Here is a 23,278-nt window from a genome sequence, read left to right as displayed (position 1 = left end):
CAGGGAGATATTCTCTATCACTTTTTTATCCTGACCCGTTCCCTTTCGGCTTTAGTCACTCAAAGCTCAAGGATATCTTTTACAAACGGGATCGTCAGTTTACGTTGTGCCACAATGGAAGCCCGATCAAGCTCATCCAAAGTCTTAAACAATGTTTGCATTTCCCTGTCGAGCCGTTTCAACACAAACCGCCCCACATCCTCAGGCAATTCAAAACCCCGTAATCTTGCCCGTAGCTGCAATGCTTGGATTTTCTCATCGTCAGACAGCGGCTGTAATTTGTAAATTTGCCCCCAATCCAGACGGGATGCCAAATCCGGGAGTGTCAGGTTAATTTGCCGTGGAGGACGATCACCAGTGATCAAAAGACAAGTTCGGCCAATTTCTACAATGCGGTTGTAAAGATTGAAAACAGCCATTTCCCATTCCTGATCACCGGCAATACACTCAATATTATCGATGCACACTAATGATAAATGTTCCATGCCATCAAGAACTTCAGGAACAAAATAGGCACGTTTATCCAGTGGCACATACCCTACAGCTTCTCCCTGTTGGGACAATTCGGCACAGGCTGCATGAAGCAAATGGCTCTTGCCCCCGCCATCGCGGGACCAAAAATAGATATAACTGCCGTGTGACTGACTAATGGCCAATTTTACTGCGGCTAATAAGGAAGTATTCTCACCTGCAAAGAAACTGGCAAAAGTTTCATCATCGGGCAAATATAATGGTAATGAAAGCTGCGACGGTGTATTCAGAAGCACCTCAAACAGAATGGATAACGAACAGTGCTAAGTTTACCACAAAAAGTCTCTATAAATGAAACGAATGCTGGGTTTAAAGCAGAAGGTGACCATCCGAGTACATTCTTCCATAAAATGGAGAGATTACGACCAACCGGGTCGTTTTAACTTATTCATCTCACGTTATTTTCAATTATGACAAGTAAAAGATCCTAACCCAAAAAATAATAGACATAATCCTATATGGGTTTCTGAAGCCCATGACCATATTTTTATAAATATATATCATATGGAAAATAAAGTTTTTCCAAAACAGACGAAAGAAACACCCCCACCTATTCAATCAGAGTCATGCCAATGTGATTTAAAAGCAGAAAGGGCCTTGAAAAGCCCTTTCTAATCTCACAAATTTAATTAACCTATTTTCTTCTACACTTCACTCTTATTATCATTTCTTATTGGCTCGACAGAAGAATGAATATACTGCTCTTCTGGGCGGATAATACTTATCAGTTTGAAAAACAGACTCAAACCAATACCCACCATCGTTGCCAGCGCCATTCCCTTTAATTCAGCCGCACCGATCTGAATTTTCGCCCCGCTGACACCAATAATCAAAATAACAGCCGTCAGGATCAAATTTTGTGCCTTGCTGTAATCCACTTTCGAATCAATCAAAACCCGGATACCGGATGCACCAATCACGCCATATAACAGCAGGGAAACACCGCCCATAACGGGAACCGGGATAATTTGGATCGCCGCGGCCAGTTTACCCACGCAGGAAAGCAATATTGCCAGTACCGCAGCGCCTCCAATCACCCATGTGCTGTACACACGGGTAAGCGCCATAACACCAATATTTTCGCCATACGTTGTGTTAGGTGTTGAACCAAAAAAACCTGAAATTATCGTTGAGAAACCGTTGGCAAACATTGAACGATGCAGGCCCGGATTTTTCAGCAAATCTTTCTGTACAATATTTGCCGTTACCACCAAGTGCCCGACATGTTCCGCAATGACCACCAGCGCCGCAGGTAAAATCGTCATAATGGCAAACCATTCAAAACGCGGGGTATAAAACGTCGGCAGTGCAAACCACGGCGCTTCACGGACTGGGGTTAAGTCAACAATTCCCATAAAGAATGACAACGCATAACCGGCCAAAACACCAATCAGAATCGGAATGATCGCCATAAAACCACGGAACATGACCGATCCCAAGATCGTCACACCCAGTGTTACCATGGCGATGGTCAGATTGGTCAGATTCACCTCAGTCCCCGCTGCCGGGCGCAACCCCGCCATATCCGCGGCAACACCGGCCAATTCCAACCCGATCACCGCAACAATGGCACCCATCGCTGCCGGAGGAAATAGCACATTGATCCATCCCCTTCCCGCCACTTTGACAATCAGGGCAACCAGACAAAACAGCAAACCACAGACAATAAATCCACCCAATGCCAATTCATATCCCAAAGGCAGTAACAACAATACCGGTGAAATAAAAGCAAAGCTGGAACCCAAATAAGCCGGAATTTTTCCTCGACAAATGACCAAATACAGCAATGTTCCAATGCCATTGAACAATAAAACCGTCGCGGGATTGACGTTAAACAAAATGGGAACCAAAACGGTTGCACCAAACATGGCAAACAGATGTTGCAAACTTAAAGGAATAGTCTGTGCCAAAGGCGGTTTTTCTTCTACCCCAATAGTCCGACGGGTCATGATTGATATCCTCTTATATCACCTTGCCAGAAACCAAAAAAAGCCGACTTTTCAGTCGGCTATTAATATTATTTAGTGCCAAATATTTTATCCCCTGCATCCCCTAAACCGGGGACGATGTACCCATGCTCATTGAGATATTTATCAATCGAAGCGGTATACAGTTCAACATCAGGGTGGGCTTTCTCCAATGCCGCGATCCCTTCCGGCGCAGCAACCAAAACCAATACCTTAATCACAGGGCATCCCGCTTTTTTCAGCAAGTCAATGGTCGCAATCATGGAGCCACCGGTTGCCAACATGGGATCGACAACCAATGCCATGCGCTCATTGATGTCGGACACTAATTTTTGAAAATAAGGGACGGGTTCAAGGGTTTCTTCATCACGATACACCCCAACCACACTGATTCGCGCACTCGGGATATTTTCCAGTACGCCATCCATCATGCCCAAACCCGCACGCAGGATAGGGACTACCGTAATTTTTTTCCCTTTAATCTGCTCTATCTCTACCGGGCCACACCATCCCTCAATGGTCACTTTTTCGACGTCTAAATCAGCAGTTGCTTCATATGTCAGAAGACTACCCACCTCTGAGGCCAGTTCACGAAAGCGTTTGGTGCTTATATCATGATCTCGCATCAGACCAAGTTTATGTTTAACTAGCGGGTGATTAACCTCAACGATCTTCATGGGTTTCTCCTAATATGGCCGGCAGATAAAAAAATCGCGGGATTATAACGCCTTTTCAACATCAAGCCACTACCCATCTATTAATTTTTATCCATTAAACCTCGTTTTCTTTGATTCTGATCTAACAGGAAACTGATATAAAGCTATCGCAAACGTTTGCTTAGACTGTTAGAATTGTTGCCGTTCTGTTTTATTCATAAAAATGCAACCGCCTGGGAGCTACGCAGTGACCAACAAAACCTCTCTTAGCTATAAAGATGCCGGCGTCGATATTGATGCTGGTAATGCCTTAGTCAATCGTATCAAAGGTGTCGTAAAACAGACCCGTCGCCCCGAAGTGATGGGAGGATTAGGTGGTTTCGGTGCATTATGTGCCCTGCCACAAAAATATCGTGAACCCGTGTTGGTTTCCGGTACCGATGGCGTTGGGACTAAACTGCGTCTGGCCATGGACTTGAAACGCCATGACACGATCGGCATTGATTTGGTTGCCATGTGTGTCAATGATCTGGTTGTTCAGGGCGCCGAGCCACTTTTCTTCCTTGATTACTATGCCACAGGCAAACTGGATGTCGATACCGCCGCCAGTGTTATCACGGGAATAGCCGAAGGCTGCAAACAAGCCGGTTGTGCATTGGTCGGTGGTGAAACAGCAGAAATGCCCGGCATGTATCACGGTGAAGATTATGACGTCGCGGGTTTTTGCGTTGGTGTTGTTGAAAAATCAGAAATTATTGACGGCAGTCAGGTTCAGGCGGGTGATGCCCTGATTGCACTTGCCTCCAGCGGGCCACACTCCAATGGCTATTCTCTGATCCGTAAAATTCTTGAGGTCAGTCAGGCAGATCCAGAAACGACCGTGCTTGAAGGAAAACCTCTCGCAGATCATTTACTTGCCCCCACACAAATTTACGTCAAATCCGTCCTTGCACTGATTGAAAACGTTGACGTTCATGCGATTTCACATCTGACTGGCGGTGGCTTCTGGGAAAATATTCCCCGCGTCCTGCCAGAAAACAGGCAGGCCAGAATCGATGCCGGCAGTTGGCAATGGCCGGCCATTTTTACTTGGTTGCAGCAGGCCGGCAATGTCAGCGAGCACGAAATGTACCGCACATTTAACTGTGGCGTTGGTATGATCATCGCCCTGCCTCAGTCTCAGGCAGAACAGGCGATTTCCTATCTGCAAGCATTGGGCGAAAATGCGTGGCAAATCGGTACCATTACCGAACTCAATGCTGATGAGCAACCTGTTGTTATTACCAAATAACTATTTTTCCTGATTGCTTTTTACCCCACTGATTTCAAGTTGCAGCATGGCAATAAAGCTGCAACTTGAGAAAAATGCAGGGCATACTAGTCAATGAATTTCTTCAGTGAAGACACATTATGAACAAAATTGTCGTGTTAGTCTCCGGCAATGGCAGCAATCTGCAATCCATCATAGACGCTTGCCAACAAAACCGGATTAATGGGCATATTACTGCCGTTTTCAGTAATAATGCCGATGCTTATGGCCTGCAACGTGCTGAACAGGCAGATATCCCAGCCCACTTTATCAACCCGCAAGCCTGTGCGGATCGGGCAAGCTATGATATCGCCCTGCGCCAAGCCATTGATCAATATGCGCCCGATTTAGTGGTCTTAGCGGGTTATATGAGAATTTTATCGCCTGAATTTGTCCAACACTATCACGGGCGCCTGCTCAATATTCACCCTTCCCTGTTGCCTAAATATCCCGGCCTGCACACCCATCGAAAAGCCATTGAAAACGGTGATAAAGAACACGGCACCTCTGTCCATTTCGTGACAGAAGAGTTAGATGGTGGCCCGGTTATTTTACAAGCTAAGGTGCCCATTTTTGCGGGAGACAAGGAAGAGGATGTTATCCGGCGTATACAAACACAAGAACACAGCATTTATCCTTTGGTCATCGGTTGGTTTTTGAATCAGCGCCTGATGATGGAAGGCAATAGCGCGATGATGGATGGAAAGGTTCTGCCCCCACAAGGTTACGCATCGGAATAACCTGTAATAATAGACTTCAACTTACAGCATTGTCTTAACGGATTGGTCTTAACGGATTGGTATTAACGGATTGGTATTAACGGATTGGTATTAACGGATTGGTTGTCAGCGGATTTTGTTAAAGTATTTTTAAGTGCTATATTTCAGTGAGACTTTGCTGTAAGTGACTATCTCGGGTTAATCTATTTTCCATTCACGAAAATTTTTGATCCTCTGTCTATCTAAAAAATATTAATCTGGCAATAATGAGATATTCGCACATGATTAATATCAAATATATTTATTTTCAATAGATTCCAATAAAAAACACTGAGGTATCCGATGTCCAGTGGTTCAGAAAATCCATCCGTCAATTTACGTCCCCTTGAACGGGAAGATCTGCCTTTTGTTCATCAAATCGATAATAACGCCAGTGTCATGCGCTACTGGTTTGAAGAGCCTTATGAAGCCTTTGTCGAATTATGCGACCTCTATGACAAGCATATTCATGACCAAAGTGAGCGCCGTTTTATTATCGAAAGCCTGAACTCCAAAGTGGGTTTGGTGGAATTAGTTGAGATTGATTATGTCCACCGGCGGGCAGAATTCCAAATTATCATCGCTCCGGCCTATCAAGGGCAAGGCTATGCAACCGTCGCGGCCAAACTTGCAATGGAATACGCGTTTGCTGTGTTGAATCTTTACAAGTTGTACCTGATTGTTGATAAAGAGAATTCGAAAGCCATTCATATATACAGTAAATTAGGATTCCATACTGAAGGTGAATTAATCGATGAATTTTTTGTCAACGGCTCCTATCATACCGCTATCAGAATGTGTACTTTCCAACATCACTATTTCACCAATAAAGCGAACAAAGCGCGTGAAGCCCAAATCAGCACATCGACTCATTAAATGCCAACCATTAAACCCAATGGAAAACTCAGGAGTGGTAAGGAGTAGTAATGTCCCACGATCGCCTTTATACCGATAAAGAACTTAGCTGGCTCTCTTTCAACGAGCGTGTACTTCAGGAAGCCGCTGACAAAAGTAACCCGCTGATTGAAAGAATGCGGTTTTTAGGGATCTACTCCAATAATTTGGACGAGTTTTATAAAGTTCGCTTTGCCGATGTCAAACGGCGCATTCTTATCAGTGAAGAACAAGGTTCAGCCACCGCTGCCCGCCAATTATTGCGAAAGATTCAGGCGAAGGTTGCCAAAACCGATCAAGAGTTTGATGCCCTCTATAACGACTTGCTGCTGGAAATGGCACGAAATCAGATTTTCTTGATCAACGAACGGCAGATATCGCCGAATCAACAAATCTGGCTGCGGCAATATTTTCGCCAGCATTTGCGGCCACACATCACGCCAATCGTCATCAATTCAGAAACCAATCTGGTTGAATTTCTCAAGGATGATTACACCTATTTGGCCGTTGAAATTATCCGTGGACAAGAAACGAAATATGCTTTGTTAGAAATTCCATCAGATAAAGTTCCGCGTTTCGTCAATCTGCCCCCGGAAATGCCAAAAAAACGCAAATCAATGATATTAATTGATAATATCCTGCGTTACACACTGGATGAAATTTTCAAGGGGTTCTTCGATTACGATACGTTGAACGTCTATTCGATGAAGATGACCCGTGATTCCGAATATGATCTGGCAACAGAGATGGAATCCAGTCTGCTGGAACTGATGTCTTCAACACTGAAACAGCGGCTGACAGCGGAGCCGGTGCGATTTGTCTATCAGCGTGATATGCCGGATGAAATGGTGGATCTGCTGCGCAGTAAACTGGGGCTGTCCAACGATGACTCCGTGATTGCAGGTGGCCGTTATCATAACTTTAGGGATTTCATCAAATTCCCCAATGAAGGCAATCGCAACCTGCTGAATAAAGCCGTACCGCGACTGCGCCACACTTGGTTCGACCATTTCCGTAACGGTTTCGATGCCATCCGTGAAAAAGATGTTCTGCTTTATTATCCTTATCACACATTCGAACATGTGCTGGAATTGCTGCGTCAGGCTTCATTCGATCCCAGTGTGCTCTCCATCAAGATTAATATCTACCGCGTCGCAAAAGACTCACGCATTATCGACTCAATGATCCATGCGGCACACAACGGCAAGAAAGTGACTGTTGTGGTGGAGTTGCAGGCACGTTTTGACGAAGCAGCCAATATTCATTGGGCGAAACGTCTCACTGAAGCGGGTGTACATGTTATTTTCTCCGCGCCCGGCCTGAAAATTCACGCAAAACTCTTCATCATTTCGCGGCTGGAAGGGGAAGAGATTATCCGTTACGCCCATATTGGGACGGGGAATTTCAACGAAAAAACCGCGCGCCTCTATACCGACTATTCGCTGCTGACGGCCAAACCGGAAGTCACTAATGAAGTTCGCCGGGTGTTTAACTTTATAGAAAACCCTTATCGGCCCGTCACATTTGATAATTTAATGGTATCACCGCAAAATTCACGCGCCATGCTTAATCGGCTGATTACTCAGGAAATTGAGAATGCACAAGCCGGTAAATTGGCGGGGATCACCCTGAAAATCAATAACCTTGTAGACAAAGAATTAGTCAATCGCTTGTACGATGCCTCGGAAGCCGGTGTCAAAATCCGCATTCTGGTACGGGGCATGTGCTCTTTGGTTCCCAATCAGCCCGGCTTTAGTGAAAACATTCAAGTCACCAGTATTGTGGATCGTTTTCTGGAACACGATCGCGTCTATGTTTTCACCAACCAAGGTAATGAAAAAGTGTTCCTTTCTTCGGCCGACTGGATGACCCGCAACATTGACTACCGCATTGAAGTGGCGGTTTGCCTGCTCGATCCAATGCTAAAACAACAGGTTATGGATATCCTCGAACTCCAATTCAGTGATACCGTCAAAGCACGCTATATTGATAAGGAGTTGAGCAATCACTATGTTCCGCGAGGAAATAAGCGTAAAATCCGCGCACAGCTTGCTGTTTATGACTATTTAAAAAACCTTGAGCAACCGGAACCAAGAGCCTGACCTATGCCGTTGAAACACGACACCCCAATACCCAAACCTCAAGAGATTGCCACGATTGATTTGGGTTCCAATAGCTTTCACATGGTCATCGCCCGTATTGTTAACGGTGCATTACAGGTGATTGGGCGTTTAAAGAAGCGGGTTTATCTTGCCGATGGTTTAAACAGTAAAAATGAGTTAAGCGAAGACGCCATCAACCGTGCCCTGAGTTGTCTTTCCCTGTTTGCCGAACGGTTGCAGGGTTTTCCCGCCAACAACGTCTGTTTAGTGGGTACGCATAGTTTACGCGAAGCGACCAACGTACAAGAATTTTTGCAACGGGCAAAAGAAGTTATCCCCTATCCCATTGAAATCATCTCTGGACATGAAGAAGCTCGCCTGATTTTTATGGGGGTTGAGCATACCCAACCGGAAAAAGGCCGGAAGCTGGTGATTGATATTGGCGGCGGCTCCACGGAATTGGTCATCGGTGAAGACTTCGAACCGCTACTGATTGAAAGCCGTCGTATGGGCTGTGTCAGTTTTTCCCGTCAATTCTTCCCGGACGGTGTGATTAATGAACATCATTTTCACAAGGCACGACTTCAGGCAGCACAAAAACTGGAAAATCTCGTCTGGCAATTTCGAACCAAAGGCTGGGATTTTGCCTTGGGTGCGTCAGGAACGATCAAAGCAATACACGAACTATTAGTGGAATTGGGTGAAAAAGATGGCCTGATTACACCCGAACGCTTAAACATGCTGGTGAAACGTATCCTGAAATATAAAAATTTCAAGGCACTGGAATTGCCGGGATTATCCAATGACCGCAAACAAACGTTTGTTCCCGGCCTGTCAATTTTGTGCGGTATTTTCGATGCCCTGCATATTCAGGAATTACGCTTATCTCAGGGGGCGTTGCGGGAAGGGGTACTTTACGAAATGGAAGATCGTTTCCGTCATCAGGATATTCGCCAGCGAACCGCCAAAAGCCTTGCCGAACACTATAATATCGATCGGGAACAGGCAGCCCGCGTTTGGCATACCGCCAAACATCTTTATGACCAATGGGCAGAACAAAACCCCAAACGAGTCCATCCACAACTGGAATCTATTCTCCTGTGGGCAGCCATGCTGCATGAAGTGGGTTTAAGCATTAATTTAAGTGGGTTGCAACGGCATTCAGCTTATATCCTGCAAAATACCGAATTACCGGGGTTCACCCAAGAACAGCAATTATTGCTGGCAACACTGGTTCGTTATCACCGCAAAGCGGTTAAAGTCCATGAGCATCCCCGTTTCTATCTGTTTAAGAAAAAACAGTATCTTCCCATGTTGAAGATATTACGCTTGGCGACCTTGTTGAATAACCAACGCCAATCGACCACCACACCGGATACACTGAGGCTGGAAACCGATCATGGCCATTGGGCACTCTACCTACCCAAAGATTATTTAAAACAAAATGCGCTTGTCTTGCTCGATCTGGAGCAAGAGCAAAACTACTGGGGTGATGTGACTGGCTGGAACTTACATATTAAAGAGGAATCGATTTAACGATGTCGCATTATGAAAAAGAAAAAGAAACCTGCTCAAATTATCCAATTAATCCTGTTTATCAGCTTCTTAATTTTATTTGGGCGCTTTATCTATTCATTTATGGCAGCATTGGAGCATCACCAGCAAATACAGCAACAAGCGGCAAAGCCTCTCAATTAAAGGTACACCATGTCACAATCGGCCTTTACACCTAATACCACGGTTGCCAGCCAGCATTCCCAAAAACTGGCACATGCCCGTCAACACCTGCTTTCACTCTTTATCCACGATAAGCTATTTGTCGATACATTATTGGGTCAGGCTGATGAACATTCCGCGATCAGTGACGAACAGTTATTGGAGAAAATAGAGGAAGTCAGTGCGCTGCTGACCAACCTGCATGCTGCCGATATCGCCGACATTCTGGAAGCCCTGCCTTATGATGAACGCCTCGCTTTATGGCGTTTGATCGACAATCGCCAGCGCGGTGAGGTTTTGGTCGAAGCCTCCATTCCCGTTTGGGATAACCTGATCAAGGACATGTCTGACGTTGAGCTGTTACGCGCCATCGGTAAGCTGCACGTCGATGAACAAGCCTATATCGCAGAGTATCTTCCCCGTGATACCACTCGTCGCCTGCTGACCTATCTGGAGCCGAGCCAACGCAACCGTATCCGGGAAGTGTTGCAGTACCATAAAGACAGTATCGGTCAAATGATGGATTTCGAGTTTGTGACCGTGCGGGGCAACGTGACACTCGGCGCTGTTCAGCGTTTTTTACGTTCCCGCGATGCCATTCCTGAAACAACCGATAAAATCTTTGTTATTGACCGCAAAAATCGCCTACAGGGAGAGCTTCCGCTCACCACTTTGCTCACCAACGTACCGGGTAAATTCGTTTCCGAAGTCATGAATACCGACACCGTGACGTTCTTGCCGGAGCAAAAAGGGGAAGATGCCGCCAGTGCGTTCGAACGTTATGACTTGGTTTCTGCCGCCGTGGTAGACAATAATGGGCGTCTGATGGGACGCCTGACGGTTGAAGATATTGTTGATACCTTAAATGAGGAGACGGATACCAATATTCGCCGCATGGGGGGCTTAAGCCGTGAAGAAGACGTTTTTGCGCCGGTTGGCCAGGCGGTCAAAACCCGTTGGACATGGCTTGCCATCAATTTGTGCACCGCTTTTGTGGCATCACGGGTTATCGGGCTTTTTGAGCATACCATTTCCCAACTCGTTGCCCTTGCGACGTTAATGCCTATTGTTGCAGGGATTGGTGGCAATACCGGTAATCAGACCATTACCATGATCGTCCGCGCGCTCGCGCTCCATCAAATCCAGACGGGCAGTTTTTCTTACCTGCTATTCAGGGAGTTTGGGGTTGCCTTAATCAACGGCATTATCTGGGGCGGGATAATGGGCGTTATCACTTATCTGCTCTACGGTGACCTTGCAATGGGGGGCGTCATGGCCATGGCGATGATATTAAACCTCATGATGGCCGCGCTGATGGGTGTATTGATCCCGTTTATTATGATGAAACTGGGAAGAGATCCGGCCATTGGCTCCAGTGTGATGATTACCGCCATTACAGATACCGGCGGATTCTTTATCTTTTTGGGATTGGCAACGCTGTTTTTGGTTTAATTGATTTTGTAAAAACGCCGATCATCAACTCGGCGTTTTTTTGCCACAATAATATTAACCAAATTAAATCTCATCACCCTCTATTATTTCCTTTTTCCTATCTTCCGGCAGGTCAACATCCCATTCACCAGCAAAATGCTGACAATTTTCCACAAAAAAAGAAAAATATAGCATATACGATTGTCAAATTTTTTATCTTTTCCATCTTGTCTATCACCACCAAATCAATGATGAAAATAATCACTGTTACGTGTTCCGACATGCCGACTAACGGTCACCATCACTTATCCCCATGATAATGACTATTTGACTGCCCAAAGAAAATGCTATCACTCATAACATAATTCTCTGTGCCCCATTGGACAGCCCATCACAAATGCCGTGAAAAATCACTAGCGGAAACATTATCTTTTTGACATAACCTCCATATTTTCTTCATTATTGACGAATTCCTGTTGGTTACACTAATAATATACTCTTGCGCCTAATATAGAATTAAGATGCCACCCGATTGGTTACCGCCACAACACTTAAGAGAATGTCGAGCAAATGAATAACAAAAGCCGTTCCTCCTTTTTCCGACTCGCTGCGGTGCTGGCCGTGATCGTCGTGGCCGTTTTCTTTGCGTGGAAATATTTCAACGCACCGCCATCAGCAGATGGCCCTCAAGATGCAAAATCAAAACAGAGTCTGCCTAATCCCAATCAACCCCCCGTGCAAGTCGCGACGGCTGAAATCAAATCTGTCCCCCATTATTTAGGTGGATTAGGAACGGTGCTGGCGGCAAATACGGTGACTGTCACGAGCCAAGTGGAAGGCCAGTTAATCGCCCTGCATTTTGATGAAGGCCAGTATGTCAAAAAAGGGAATTTGCTGGCGGAAATCGATCCCCGTCCCTTGAAGGTCAAACTGGCAAGGGCGCAGGGGCAATATGCCAAAGATCAGGCAACATTGGCGAATGCGAAACAGGATTTGCGCCGCTTTCAGCAATTGGCAAAAAGTAAACTTATCTCCCAGCAAGATCTGGATAAACAAATCTCGTTGGTTCGCCAAAGTGAAGCGGGCTTAACAGCCGATCAATCCGATATCGACGACGCCAAACTGCAATTGGCATACAGCCGCATCACAGCGCCCATTTCCGGGCGCGTCGGCTTGAAACGCATTGATGTCGGTAACTATATCTCTGGTGGCGGTGCAACACCCATTGTGGTGATTACGCAAGTCGATCCCATTGATATCCTGTTTTCCCTGCCTGAAAACGATATCGGCACCGTGTTGAAAGCACAAAAAGATCACAAAAATGTGGCTGTCATTGCGTGGGATCGCAATAATCAGCAACAATTAGCGCAAGGAAAACTCTCCAGTATCGATAACCAGATTGATGTGACGACCGGCACCATCAAGATGAAAGCACAATTCAATAATCAGGATAATGTGTTGTTTCCCAATCAATTCGTCAATATCCAGATAAAAGTCAATACCTTTAACGATGCTGTTGTGATTCCCGTTGCCGGGTTACAAATGGGAAATAGCGGTAATTTCGTCTGGAAAGTGGATAAAGAAGACAAGGTCAGCAAGCATAAGGTGGTTGCCGGCCTGCAAAATAGTCAATGGGTGGTTATCAATAGTGGCCTGTCAGCAGGTGAACGCGTTGTAACTGATGGCATTGACGGCCTGACCGAAGGTGCCAAAGTCGAGATTGTCAAACCCTTGGCCATTGAAGCACTTGATGCGGATAAAGAGCAGAAAAATTCAGGGCAATCAAACGGTCAAGTGGAGAACGCCTAATGCAATCTGATTCGCCAATAACCGGCGGAGGGCCATCCCGCCTGTTTATCTTACGTCCTGTTGCCACGACGCTGTTTATGATTGCGATCTTGCTGGCCGGGCTCATTGGTTACCGGATGCTGCCCGTTTCTGCCTTGCCGCAAGTGGATTACCCCACCATCCAAGTGGTGACACTGTATCCCGGTGCCAATCCCGATGTGATGACATCTGCGGTGACCGCACCGCTCGAACGTCAGTTTGGTCAGATGTCCGGCCTGAAGCAGATGTCATCCCGAAGTTCAGGTGGGGCTTCGGTGATCACATTGGTATTCCAGCTCTCATTGCCCTTGGATGTGGCAGAGCAGGATGTTCAGGCGGCCATCAATTCAGCCAGCAATTTACTGCCTGAGGATCTTCCTTATCCGCCGATTTACAGCAAAGTCAATCCGGCTGATCCCCCGATATTGACGCTGGCCGTCACCTCTGATGCCGTGGCAATGCCTCAGGTGCAAGATATGGTGGAAACCCGCGTGGCCCAGCGCATTTCTCAAGTCAGTGGTGTCGGTTTGGTCACCTTGGCGGGCGGGCAGCGCCCCGCAGTACGGGTGAAACTGAATGCACAAGCCGTCGCGGCACAAGGATTAGACAGCAATGTGATCCGTTCTGCCATCATGAAAGCCAATGTGAATTCGGCAAAAGGCAGCTTTGACGGGCCGACTCGCTCCATCACCATCTCCTCCAACGATCAAATAAAGTCTATCGACGATTACCGCAATTTAATCGTCGCCTATAAAAACAGTGCGCCGGTTCGCCTGCGTGATGTCGCGACCATTGAACAGGGTGTGGAAAATAGCAAGTTAGGCGCATGGGCAAATGAAAAGCCAGCTATCGTCATCAATGTTCAGCGCCAGCCCGGGGCGAATGTGATTGAAACGACGGATAATATCCACGCTATGCTGCCAGAATTGATCAGCAGCCTGCCCAAATCCGTCAAGGTGGAAATACTGACAGACCGTACCGTCTCGATCCGCCATTCAGTCGAAGATGTGCAGTTTGAACTGTTGCTGGCTATCGCACTGGTTGTCATGGTGATTTACCTGTTTTTGCGCAATGGCATTGCCACCCTGATCCCCAGTATTGCCGTACCTCTTTCGCTGGTAGGCACCTTTGCCGTTATGTACTTTTGTGGCTTTTCCGTCAATAACCTCACCTTAATGGCCTTAACCATTGCAACCGGTTTTGTGGTGGATGATGCCATTGTGGTGATAGAAAATATCTCCCGTTATATTGAGCGGGGAGAAAAACCGCTGGCAGCGGCGCTAAAAGGGGCAGGCGAAATTGGCTTTACGATTATCTCCCTGACTTTCTCATTAATTGCCGTCCTGATCCCTCTGCTGTTTATGGGAGATATCGTCGGTCGGCTGTTCAGGGAGTTCGCCATTACCCTTGCTGTCGCCATTTTAATTTCTGCCGTGGTGTCATTGACACTGACGCCAATGATGTGTGCAAGGATGCTGAAACCCGAAGCGAATATTAAGCACAATCGCTTCGAACAGGCCTGTGAACGTTTCTTTGAACGCCTGATTGCCGTCTATGCCGTGTTTCTGAAACGGGTATTGAATCACCCTTGGCTGACACTTGGCGTTGCACTCGGTACGCTGGCGCTGACTGCCCTGCTCTATGTCATGATCCCCAAGGGGTTCTTTCCCCTGCAAGATAACGGCCTGATTCAGGGGACACTGGAAGCACCACAATCCATTTCATTTAATGCAATGGCAGATAAACAGCGGCAGGTCACGGCACTGTTATTAAAAGATCCGGCGGTGGATAATGTCACGACCTTTATCGGTGTCGATGGCAGCAACCCAACCCTGAATAATGCGCGCCTTCAAATCACGTTGAAACCCCTCAGCCAGCGGGGCACCCGTATTGATGAGGTGATCCCACGCCTACAGGCGCGGATTGCCAAAGTCCCTGACGTCAAGCTGTACCTGCAACCCACTCAGGATTTGACCATTGATACCCAAGTATCGCGCACGCAATACCAGTTTACCTTGCAAGCCACTTCGCTTGATGAACTTGCGGTCTGGGTGCCCAAATTGCAACATGCCCTGAAACAACGGCCGGAATTGGTGGATATCGGTAACAACTGGCAAGATCAGGGGCTGATCGCTTATCTCAACGTGAACAGGGATATGGCCAGCCGCTTCGGGATCTCAATGGACGCCGTGGATAATGCGTTGTATAACGCTTTTGGCCAACGCCTGATTTCAACGATTTACACGCAATCAAATCAGTATCGCGTCATTCTTGAGCAAGATACGCAAAATTCACCCGGGCTGGATGCGATAAACCACCTTTATCTGACCAGTAGTAATGGAGACAGTGAGGGAAAAATGGTGCCTCTCAATGCCATTGCCACTGTCGAACAGCGGCTGGGGAATTTATCTATCGATCACCTGCAACAATTTCCTTCTGTCACTTTCTCATTCAATGTGGCGCAAGATTCGTCCCTTGAACAAGCCGTCAATGCGGTCAAGGAGGCAAAACAGGCGATCCAAATGCCAAAAGACATTATCACGCAATTTCAGGGGGCAACACTGGCGTTCCAGAATGCGCTCAATAATACCCTTTGGCTGATTTTGGCGGCTGTCGTCGCCATGTATATCGTGCTCGGTATCCTGTACGAAAGTTTTATTCATCCCGTGACCATCTTGTCCACCTTGCCTACCGCGGGTGTCGGAGCCTTGTTGTCTTTGATGATCGGCGGATATGAGCTGGATATTATCGCCATTATTGGGATTATTCTCCTGATCGGCATTGTGAAGAAAAACGCCATCATGATGATCGATTTTGCGCTGGCCGCAGAGCGGGAAAAAGGCATGTCCCCTTATGAAGCCATTTATCAAGCCTGTCTGCTGCGTTTCAGGCCAATATTGATGACGACAATGGCAGCGCTGCTGGGGGCGCTGCCGCTGATGCTGAGTACCGGTATCGGTGCAGAGCTGCGCCGCCCTTTAGGGGTCAGCATGGTGGGCGGTCTGATCATGAGCCAGATCCTGACCTTGTTCACAACACCCGTTATTTATCTGCTATTTGATCAGTTAGCGCATTATTACCGGAATCGCCGAAATAATAAGAAAGATCACCAAATCAGGCTTGAGAAAGCCTCAGATAACTCTCAGGAGCCGCTGTGAAATTCTTCGCCCTATTTATCCGGCGGCCGGTTGCCACAACATTGCTGAGTTTAGCCATCACCCTGTGCGGGGCACTCAGTTTTATCCTGCTACCTGTGGCACCGCTGCCAAAGGTTGATTTTCCCGTGATAACGGTTTACGCGTCCATGCCCGGCGCATCACCAGAAACAATGGCATCTTCCGTGACGACACCGCTGGAGCGCGCATTAGGCAGGATAGCCGGGGTCAAAGAGATGTCTTCTGCCAGTTCGTTGGGAAGCGCTTCTATTTTCCTGGAATTTGATCTTGATCGGGATATCAATGGCGCAGCGCGGGATGTTCAGGCCGCCATCAATGCCACCCAAAGTTTGTTGCCTTCCGGTATTCCAAGCAAGCCGAGATATTATAAAGCGAATCTGTCAGGTGCCCCGATCATGATCCTGACGCTCACTTCAGACAATTACAGTGATGGCCAACTGTATGATCTTGCTTCCACCCGGCTGGCGCAGAAAATTTCTCAGATAGAAGGTGTCAGTAAAGTCAGTGTCGGCGGGAGTTCATTACCGGCAATACGAGTTGAACTCAACCCTAATGCCCTCTTCAATCAAGGGGTTTCTCTCAATGATGTCAGTAATGCTATCAACCATGCTAATCTCCGGTTTCCAACGGGTCATGTTGATTCCGATAAACAGAGTTGGCAGTTACACACCAATGACGAGCTGAAAACCCCTGACGATTACCGCTCAATTATTGTCCGCTATAATCATGGGGCACCGGTCAGGTTGCAGGATATCGCCAATGTTAAGCATTCTGTCGAGGATACCCGCGCAGCAGGCATGTCTGGAAATAAGTCGGCGATTGTGCTGATTATCCGCCGTGAAGCGGGTGCCAATATCATCTCAACCGTTCAACGCATTCGTGATCAATTTCCTGCCTTGCAAGCCTCCTTACCGGCCAATGTTCAGCTCAAAGTTGCCCAAGATCGTTCACCGGCGATCCAAGCTTCCCTGCAAGAAGTTAAGCGGGCACTCGCCATTGCCGTCGCGTTGGTCATTCTGGTCGTGTTCCTGTTTTTACGTTCTGGCCGGGCGACATTGATTCCGGCCATTGCGGTTCCGGTATCACTGATTGGTACGTTTACCGCCATGTATTTATGTGGTTTCAGCCTGAATAACCTTTCTTTGATGGCACTAACCATTGCCACCGGATTTGTTGTCGATGATGCCATTGTGGTGCTGGAGAATATTTCCCGCCATCTGAATGCCGGGTTAAAACCAATGCAAGCCGCCCTCAAAGGCACCCGGGAAGTGGGATTCACGGTGTTAGCCATGAGCTTATCCCTCATTGCGGTATTTATTCCCCTCGTCCTGATCGATGAATTACTCGGCAGATTATTCCGGGATTTTGCGGTCACACTGGCAACCGCCATCGGGATCTCGCTGTTAATTTCACTCACCTTGACCCCAATGATGTGTGCACATCTGCTGAAATCCTCTCCCCAAAATGCACAGAAGCAGACGCGGGGGTTCGGTAAGGTATTGTTGCGGATCCAGCAAGGCTACGCCCGTTCATTGCAATGGATACTTAATCATACTCGCTGGGTATTGTTGATATTGATCGGTGTTATCGGCCTGAATATCTGGCTCTATATCAGCATTCCGAAAACGTTTTTCCCGCAACAAGATACCGGCAAAATGCTGGGGTTTGTGGTGGCGGATCAAAGCATTTCATTTCAGGCCATGCGGGAGAAAGTGAAACGCTTTATGCAGGCCATTGATGATGATCCCACCGTGGATAATGTCGTGGGTTTTACCGGTGGTGACAGCATCAATACCGGCTTTATGTTTATTTCGTTGAAGCCATTGAAAGAACGTAGCGAAAGTATCCAACAAGTGATCACCCGTTTAAGAAGCCAACTGCCTAGTATAGCTGGCGCACAGCTATATTTAGTTCCTGTTCAGGATTTGAGAAGCGGAGGACAGGGCGGTAAATCGAGTTACCAGTTTAATTTGTTGTCCGATGATTTTGGTGAATTACGTAAATGGAGTCCTGTTGTCCAGAAGGCATTGAAAACGTTGCCTCAGTTGGTGGATGTCAATGCCGATGGTGATGAAGAGACGAAAGGCGCTGAAATCGCGATTACCTACGATCGTGATGTGATGGCGCGTTTAGGCATCAATGTTGCTGAGGCAAATAATTTGCTCAACAGCGCATTTGGGCAGAGACAGGTTTCTACAATTTACACCTCTTTGAATCAATATAAAGTGGTGATGGAAGTTGAACCGCAATATAACCAAGATCCCAGTGCGCTGGAGAAAATGTTTATCATTAATAACAAAGGTGAACGTATTCCCCTCTCCTACTTTGCCCGGTGGTATCCGGCCAATGCCCCCTTGGATGTTTATCATCAGGGGCTTTCGGCGTCTTCCTCCATTGCCTTTGATGTGGCGCCAGGTTATACGCTGTCTGATGCAATCAGCGCAATAGACAGGACAATAACAGAGCTGGGTGTTCCTTCCGCCGTGCGCAGTTCGTTTGCAGGTACCGCACAGGATTTTCAGGAGAGTGAACGCTCCCAGTTACTGGTGATCCTCGCCGCCATCGTCACGGTTTATCTGGTGCTTGGCATACTCTATGAGAGTTACATTCATCCCCTGACCATTCTTTCCACCCTGCCTTCCGCGGGCGTCGGGGCTTTGCTGGCGCTGGAACTGTTCAATACCCCATTTAGCCTCATCGCCATGATTGGGATTATGCTGTTAATCGGCATTGTCAAGAAAAATGCCATCATCATGGTCGATTTTGCCCTTGAAGCTCAACGCAATGGTAAGCTCAGCGCTCAAGAAGCCATTTTTCAGGCCAGTTTATTACGATTCCGTCCGATCATGATGACGACGCTTTCTGCGCTGTTTGGGGCTTTACCTTTGGTACTGAGCAATGGAGATGGTGCCGAATTACGTTTACCACTGGGGATCACTATCGTGGGTGGTCTGGTGGTCAGCCAACTTCTCACTCTGTATACCACGCCGGTTGTGTATCTGTTTTTTGACCGATTACGTGAAAAATGGCGCCTTCGCCATGCAACCCGCAGCACAGCATTATCTCAGGTAGCCGACTCGGATAGCCATAAGTAGAATAAGCAGAATAAGCAGAATAAGCAGAATGAGATTCAGGATCAAAATGGGCATCAGCAGTAAACTTTTTCTGGCCATTTTTGCCACTTGTATGCTGGTATTGGTCACCATGCACTGGGGCATTTACCTCAGCTTTCAGCACGGTTTTATTGGCTATATCAAACAAAATAGCCAAACCCGGGCTAATATGCTGGCAGAAGCCTTGACAGAACAATATCAGCAGTACGGCAATTGGCGCTTTCTGACTCAGAATGATCGGGCGATATTTCAAATTATCCGCACCATTGAACAGGGTGACAATGCCCTGCAAAAGACCAAATCTCATGGTTGGCGTCCCCAGTTTTGGATTGTGGACACTGACATGAATCGTTTGGTAGGGCATTCTAATGATATTCCGGCAGACAGTTATCGCAAGCCTGTCACCTATCACAATCATGTTGTCGGTTGGGTCATTGTCAGCGCATCAGACAAGATTACCCGTCAGGCTGATATCAGTTTCGCCCACCAGCAACAATTTACCAGTTGGGCTATCGGCGGGCTTTCAACTTTGTTGGCACTGATTGCCACTTTTCTTCTCTCCCGTGGTCTTTTAAGACCTGTTAAGCGGCTGGTTGAAGGGACACATAAACTTGCAGCAGGTGATTTTAGTATCCGTGTCGTTCCATCCAGTAAAGACGAAATTGGTAAATTGGCATCAGATTTTAACCAACTTGCCCGCACGCTGGAAAAAAATGAACAGATGCGGCGTAATTATATGGCTGATATCTCCCATGAACTGCGTACCCCACTGTCTGTTCTGCGCGGTGAACTGGAAGCCTTGCAGGATGGTGTACGAGAGACAACCCCGGAAACTATCCCTTCGTTGCTCACCGAAGTGGCTACTTTGACAAAGCTGGTGGATGATCTGCATCTATTATCCCTTTCTAATCGGGGTTCCCTGACCTATAAAAAAGAGCTTGTGAATATCGGTGAATTACTGCAAATCTCCGTCGCGAATTATCATGGCCGTTTTACGGATAAACAAATCAGGTTGGTATTAGAGTTAAAAGAAAACGTGACACTGTTTGCTGATCCAAATCGGCTGACACAGTTATTCCACAATTTGCTGGAAAATAGCCTGCGTTATACGAATGAGCATGGAAAAGTCATTATCCGTGGATATTCAGATCAACAAAAATGGCGTTTGGATGTACAGGACAGTGCGCCCGGACTGACGGCCGAACAATGTCAGCATGTTTTTGAGCGTTTTTACCGGGGCGAATCTTCCCGTAACCGTGCAAGCGGAGGTTCAGGGCTTGGGCTGGCAATTTGTTATAACATCGTTGAAGCCCATAATGGAATCATTCTCGCAGAAAGCTCACCTTTAGGTGGTATTAAAATTCGCGTAGAATTACCATTGATTAAATTATCTGAACTTGAAACGCGCTAAATTTGAAACGCAATACTTGGAATACCATACTTGGAATACCATACTTGGAACACAATGATTACACCGCTTACACAATATACTGTTCTAATCGTTGAAGATGAACCCAAGTTGGGGCAACTGCTGATTGATTATCTACAATCTGCGGATTACCAAACCCAATGGCTCAGGCGTGGTGATGAAGTCATCGCGCATGTGCAGAAATACCAACCCCATATTATCTTGCTCGACCTCATGTTACCCGGCCTTGATGGATTGTCGATCTGTCGGGAAATCCGGCGGTTTTCCGATATCCCGATTGTGATGATGACGGCAAAAACGGAGGAGATTGACCGGCTACTTGGCTTGGAAATCGGGGCTGACGATTATATCTGCAAGCCTTATAGCCCACGGGAAATGGTCGCCAGAGTCAAGACCATTTTGCGCCGTTGCTACCGTCCGAAAGATATCATCAGTGTGCAAGGTGCACTGATGATTGATGAGAACCACTTTCAGGCGCACTATTTTGAACAGGTACTCGAACTCACTCCGGTTGAATTCCGCCTGCTTAAAATTATGTCCAGCCAGCCAGGGCGTGTTTTTTCCCGCGATCAGTTATTGAATAACCTTTATGACGATCACCGCATTGTGAATGATCGTACTATCGATAGCCATATTAAAAACTTGCGCCGGAAACTGGAGCAATTGGATGGCGACAAATCTTTCATCCGTTCCATTTACGGATTGGGTTATCGTTGGGAAGCCGAAATCTGCCGTTTGATATGACCCTGTTCACCATCACTCATTTTTTTGCAGACCTGAAATGACCGCTAATAACAATGCCATTAAGGCTAATAACCCCCCGGCCAGATTAAGGGCTGCGTAACCATAATGAGATGCGATAATCACTCCACCCAGCCATGCCCCCACGGCATTGCCCAAATTAAAGAAGCCAATATTAACCGAGGAAACCAGATTAGGTGCACCGGCTTCCTGAGCTTTATCCATGACCAGCCGCTGAATTGGCGATACCGTGGCAAAACCCAATGCCGCCATGAAAAATATGCTTAAACAAGCAATAAACGGATTATCGCCATAAAGCCAGAAAATAAACAAAATTAAGGCTTGTAGCCCTAAAGTCCAATACAACAATGGCATCATTGCCTTATCTGCAAGTTTTCCACCAACAATATTGCCAAAGAAAAACCCCAGCCCCAAGACCAGAAGAATCCAAGTGATTGCGCTTTCAGAGAACCCGGCAACATTTATCATCAAGGGTGCGATATAGGTAATCGTCGTAAAAAATGCAGCAGGGCCTAAAATAGTGATCCCCATAGCCAAAAGCACATGGATATTAGTGAAAGCCAGCAGTTCCTTTTTAATACTGACAGGGGCTTTCTGATCGAATTTAGGTAATAACTTTAAAATCCCAATTAATGCGATAATGCCAATCACCGTAATTATTGCAAAAGTGACACGCCAGGAAATCGCTTTCCCTATCCAAGTGCCAAGCGGTATGCCGATTAAATTAGCCAGTGTCATTCCGCTAAACATCAATGCGATGGCGGTTGTTTTTTTATTTTCTGCTACCAACCCAGCGGCAATAATCGCACCGATCCCCATAAACGCACCATGGGTCAGAGAGGCCACAATCCGGCCAATAATGGCCAGATAAAATGTCGGGGAAAAAGTCGTCAGGGCATTTCCAAGAATAAATAATACCATCAACATGGAAAGCATTTTTTTCTTTTCTATCCGTCCCCCCAATATGCTTAGAACGGGTGCCCCGATAAAAACCCCAAGGGCATAACTGGTTACCATATACCCCGCAGTTGGTATTGAAATACTAAATTCAGTGGCAATTTCAGGAAGTAAACCCGCGACAATAAATTCGGTCGTTGCAATCCCAAATGTCGCGATGGCCAGAGCCAAAATAGCAATAGGCATGAAACACTCCTAATAAGAATCTGGATTAATCAGATGATGGTTATCATGATGCGTCTTTTCCCTGAGACAGAGACTGTAATATATTCATGCAGCCGCCAATTTGGAAGCCATTGTCAATTAATTGACAAAGACAAAATAGTTATTGTGCTCGATAAAAATAGAGAAGCAGGAGAGAATTTTTTTCATTAAACTCCTTGATCGTATAAAATTCAGGCTAAACTTAAGCTGATAATTACCCAATCAGGAGAATTTCTTATGGCTACTGGGCATTATGATCTTAAGAAAACAAAGAACGGGCAATTTTATTTCAATCTGGTGACAGCAAGTGGTGACATTATTCTGAACAGTGAAATGTATACCTCCAAGGCTGCCGCCAACAAGGGTATTCACTCTGTGCAAGTCAACTCTCCCGATAAGGCTCGCCATGAAGTGCGAAAAAATAAATCGGGCAAACCTTATCTGGT

Annotated in this window: 17 protein-coding genes; 13 read left to right on the top strand and 4 right to left on the bottom strand. The window is 46.6% G+C overall.

What is annotated here, in order from left to right:
- Window positions 1-59: 59 nt before the first annotated feature.
- The 3 genes from hda to upp form a co-directional block, all read right to left on the bottom strand.
- Complete coding sequence (hda, locus tag PSI17_RS06390; RefSeq protein ID WP_273551173.1) at window positions 60-767, bottom strand: DnaA inactivator Hda; 708 nt, start codon at window positions 765-767, stop codon at window positions 60-62.
- A gap of 408 nt (window positions 768-1,175) precedes the next feature.
- Entirely contained in the window at window positions 1,176-2,480 is a 1,305-nt protein-coding gene (uraA, locus tag PSI17_RS06385) for a uracil permease (protein ID WP_273551172.1), read from the bottom strand.
- A gap of 68 nt (window positions 2,481-2,548) precedes the next feature.
- On the bottom strand, window positions 2,549-3,175 hold the full coding sequence (gene upp / locus PSI17_RS06380; RefSeq protein ID WP_273551171.1) for a uracil phosphoribosyltransferase: 627 nt from the start codon (window positions 3,173-3,175) through the stop codon (window positions 2,549-2,551).
- A 226-nt stretch (window positions 3,176-3,401) separates the two neighbouring features.
- On the opposite strand from upp, the gene purM reads away from it, so the two are divergent.
- The 12 genes from purM (at window position 3,402) to baeR (ending at window position 21,653) form a co-directional block, all read left to right on the top strand.
- Window positions 3,402-4,445, top strand: a complete 1,044-nt coding sequence (gene purM, locus PSI17_RS06375; RefSeq protein WP_273551170.1) for a phosphoribosylformylglycinamidine cyclo-ligase — start codon at window positions 3,402-3,404, stop codon at window positions 4,443-4,445.
- Between the two features lie 119 nt (window positions 4,446-4,564).
- Entirely contained in the window at window positions 4,565-5,203 is a 639-nt protein-coding gene (gene purN / locus PSI17_RS06370; protein ID WP_273551169.1) for a phosphoribosylglycinamide formyltransferase, read from the top strand.
- A 321-nt stretch (window positions 5,204-5,524) separates the two neighbouring features.
- Window positions 5,525-6,097, top strand: a complete 573-nt coding sequence (gene speG / locus PSI17_RS06365) for a spermidine N1-acetyltransferase (protein ID WP_273551168.1) — start codon at window positions 5,525-5,527, stop codon at window positions 6,095-6,097.
- Between the two features lie 50 nt (window positions 6,098-6,147).
- Window positions 6,148-8,217 carry a polyphosphate kinase 1 gene (ppk1, locus tag PSI17_RS06360; protein ID WP_273551167.1) on the top strand — a complete coding sequence of 690 codons (2,070 nt, stop codon included), beginning with the start codon at window positions 6,148-6,150 and terminating at the stop codon, window positions 8,215-8,217.
- 3 nt (window positions 8,218-8,220) lie between these two features.
- Window positions 8,221-9,753 carry an exopolyphosphatase gene (gene ppx, locus PSI17_RS06355; protein WP_273551166.1) on the top strand — a complete coding sequence of 511 codons (1,533 nt, stop codon included), beginning with the start codon at window positions 8,221-8,223 and terminating at the stop codon, window positions 9,751-9,753.
- Window positions 9,754-9,755: 2 nt separating this feature from the next.
- Window positions 9,756-9,950, top strand: coding sequence for a hypothetical protein (locus tag PSI17_RS06350; protein WP_273551165.1), 195 nt, complete (start codon window positions 9,756-9,758; stop codon window positions 9,948-9,950).
- Window positions 9,925-11,385 (top strand): magnesium transporter, encoded by a 1,461-nt coding sequence (gene mgtE / locus PSI17_RS06345; RefSeq protein WP_273551164.1) that lies wholly within the window; start codon window positions 9,925-9,927, stop codon window positions 11,383-11,385. The genes PSI17_RS06350 and mgtE overlap by 26 nt, the downstream gene beginning before the upstream one ends.
- A 549-nt stretch (window positions 11,386-11,934) precedes the next feature.
- Window positions 11,935-13,173: an MdtA/MuxA family multidrug efflux RND transporter periplasmic adaptor subunit gene (locus PSI17_RS06340; RefSeq protein ID WP_273551163.1), complete on the top strand. Its 1,239-nt coding sequence runs from the start codon at window positions 11,935-11,937 to the stop codon at window positions 13,171-13,173.
- Entirely contained in the window at window positions 13,173-16,349 is a 3,177-nt protein-coding gene (locus PSI17_RS06335; RefSeq protein WP_273551162.1) for an MdtB/MuxB family multidrug efflux RND transporter permease subunit, read from the top strand. Before PSI17_RS06340 ends, PSI17_RS06335 begins: the two co-directional genes overlap by 1 nt.
- Window positions 16,346-19,462 carry a multidrug efflux RND transporter permease subunit MdtC gene (mdtC, locus tag PSI17_RS06330; protein ID WP_273551161.1) on the top strand — a complete coding sequence of 1,039 codons (3,117 nt, stop codon included), beginning with the start codon at window positions 16,346-16,348 and terminating at the stop codon, window positions 19,460-19,462. The genes PSI17_RS06335 and mdtC overlap by 4 nt, the downstream gene beginning before the upstream one ends.
- A 40-nt stretch (window positions 19,463-19,502) precedes the next feature.
- Window positions 19,503-20,891, top strand: a complete 1,389-nt coding sequence (baeS, locus tag PSI17_RS06325) for a two-component system sensor histidine kinase BaeS (protein ID WP_273551199.1) — start codon at window positions 19,503-19,505, stop codon at window positions 20,889-20,891.
- Window positions 20,892-20,945: 54 nt separating this feature from the next.
- Window positions 20,946-21,653: a two-component system response regulator BaeR gene (gene baeR / locus PSI17_RS06320; protein ID WP_273551160.1), complete on the top strand. Its 708-nt coding sequence runs from the start codon at window positions 20,946-20,948 to the stop codon at window positions 21,651-21,653.
- A gap of 12 nt (window positions 21,654-21,665) precedes the next feature.
- Here the strand turns inward: baeR and PSI17_RS06315 are convergent, their stop codons facing one another.
- Window positions 21,666-22,814 carry an MFS transporter gene (locus tag PSI17_RS06315; protein WP_273551159.1) on the bottom strand — a complete coding sequence of 383 codons (1,149 nt, stop codon included), beginning with the start codon at window positions 22,812-22,814 and terminating at the stop codon, window positions 21,666-21,668.
- Between the two features lie 255 nt (window positions 22,815-23,069).
- On the opposite strand from PSI17_RS06315, the gene PSI17_RS06310 reads away from it, so the two are divergent.
- Window positions 23,070-23,278, top strand: a 209-nt coding sequence (locus tag PSI17_RS06310) for a YegP family protein (RefSeq protein ID WP_273551158.1), incomplete at its 3' end; no start/stop codon positions are given.

It is taken from the genome of Xenorhabdus sp. IM139775, assembly GCF_028598745.1.
In the GTDB taxonomy this organism is placed as follows: Bacteria; Pseudomonadota; Gammaproteobacteria; order Enterobacterales; family Enterobacteriaceae; genus Xenorhabdus.
The sequence above is the reverse complement of the archived record's forward strand: the minus strand, read 5'-3'. Positions and strand labels throughout refer to the sequence as shown.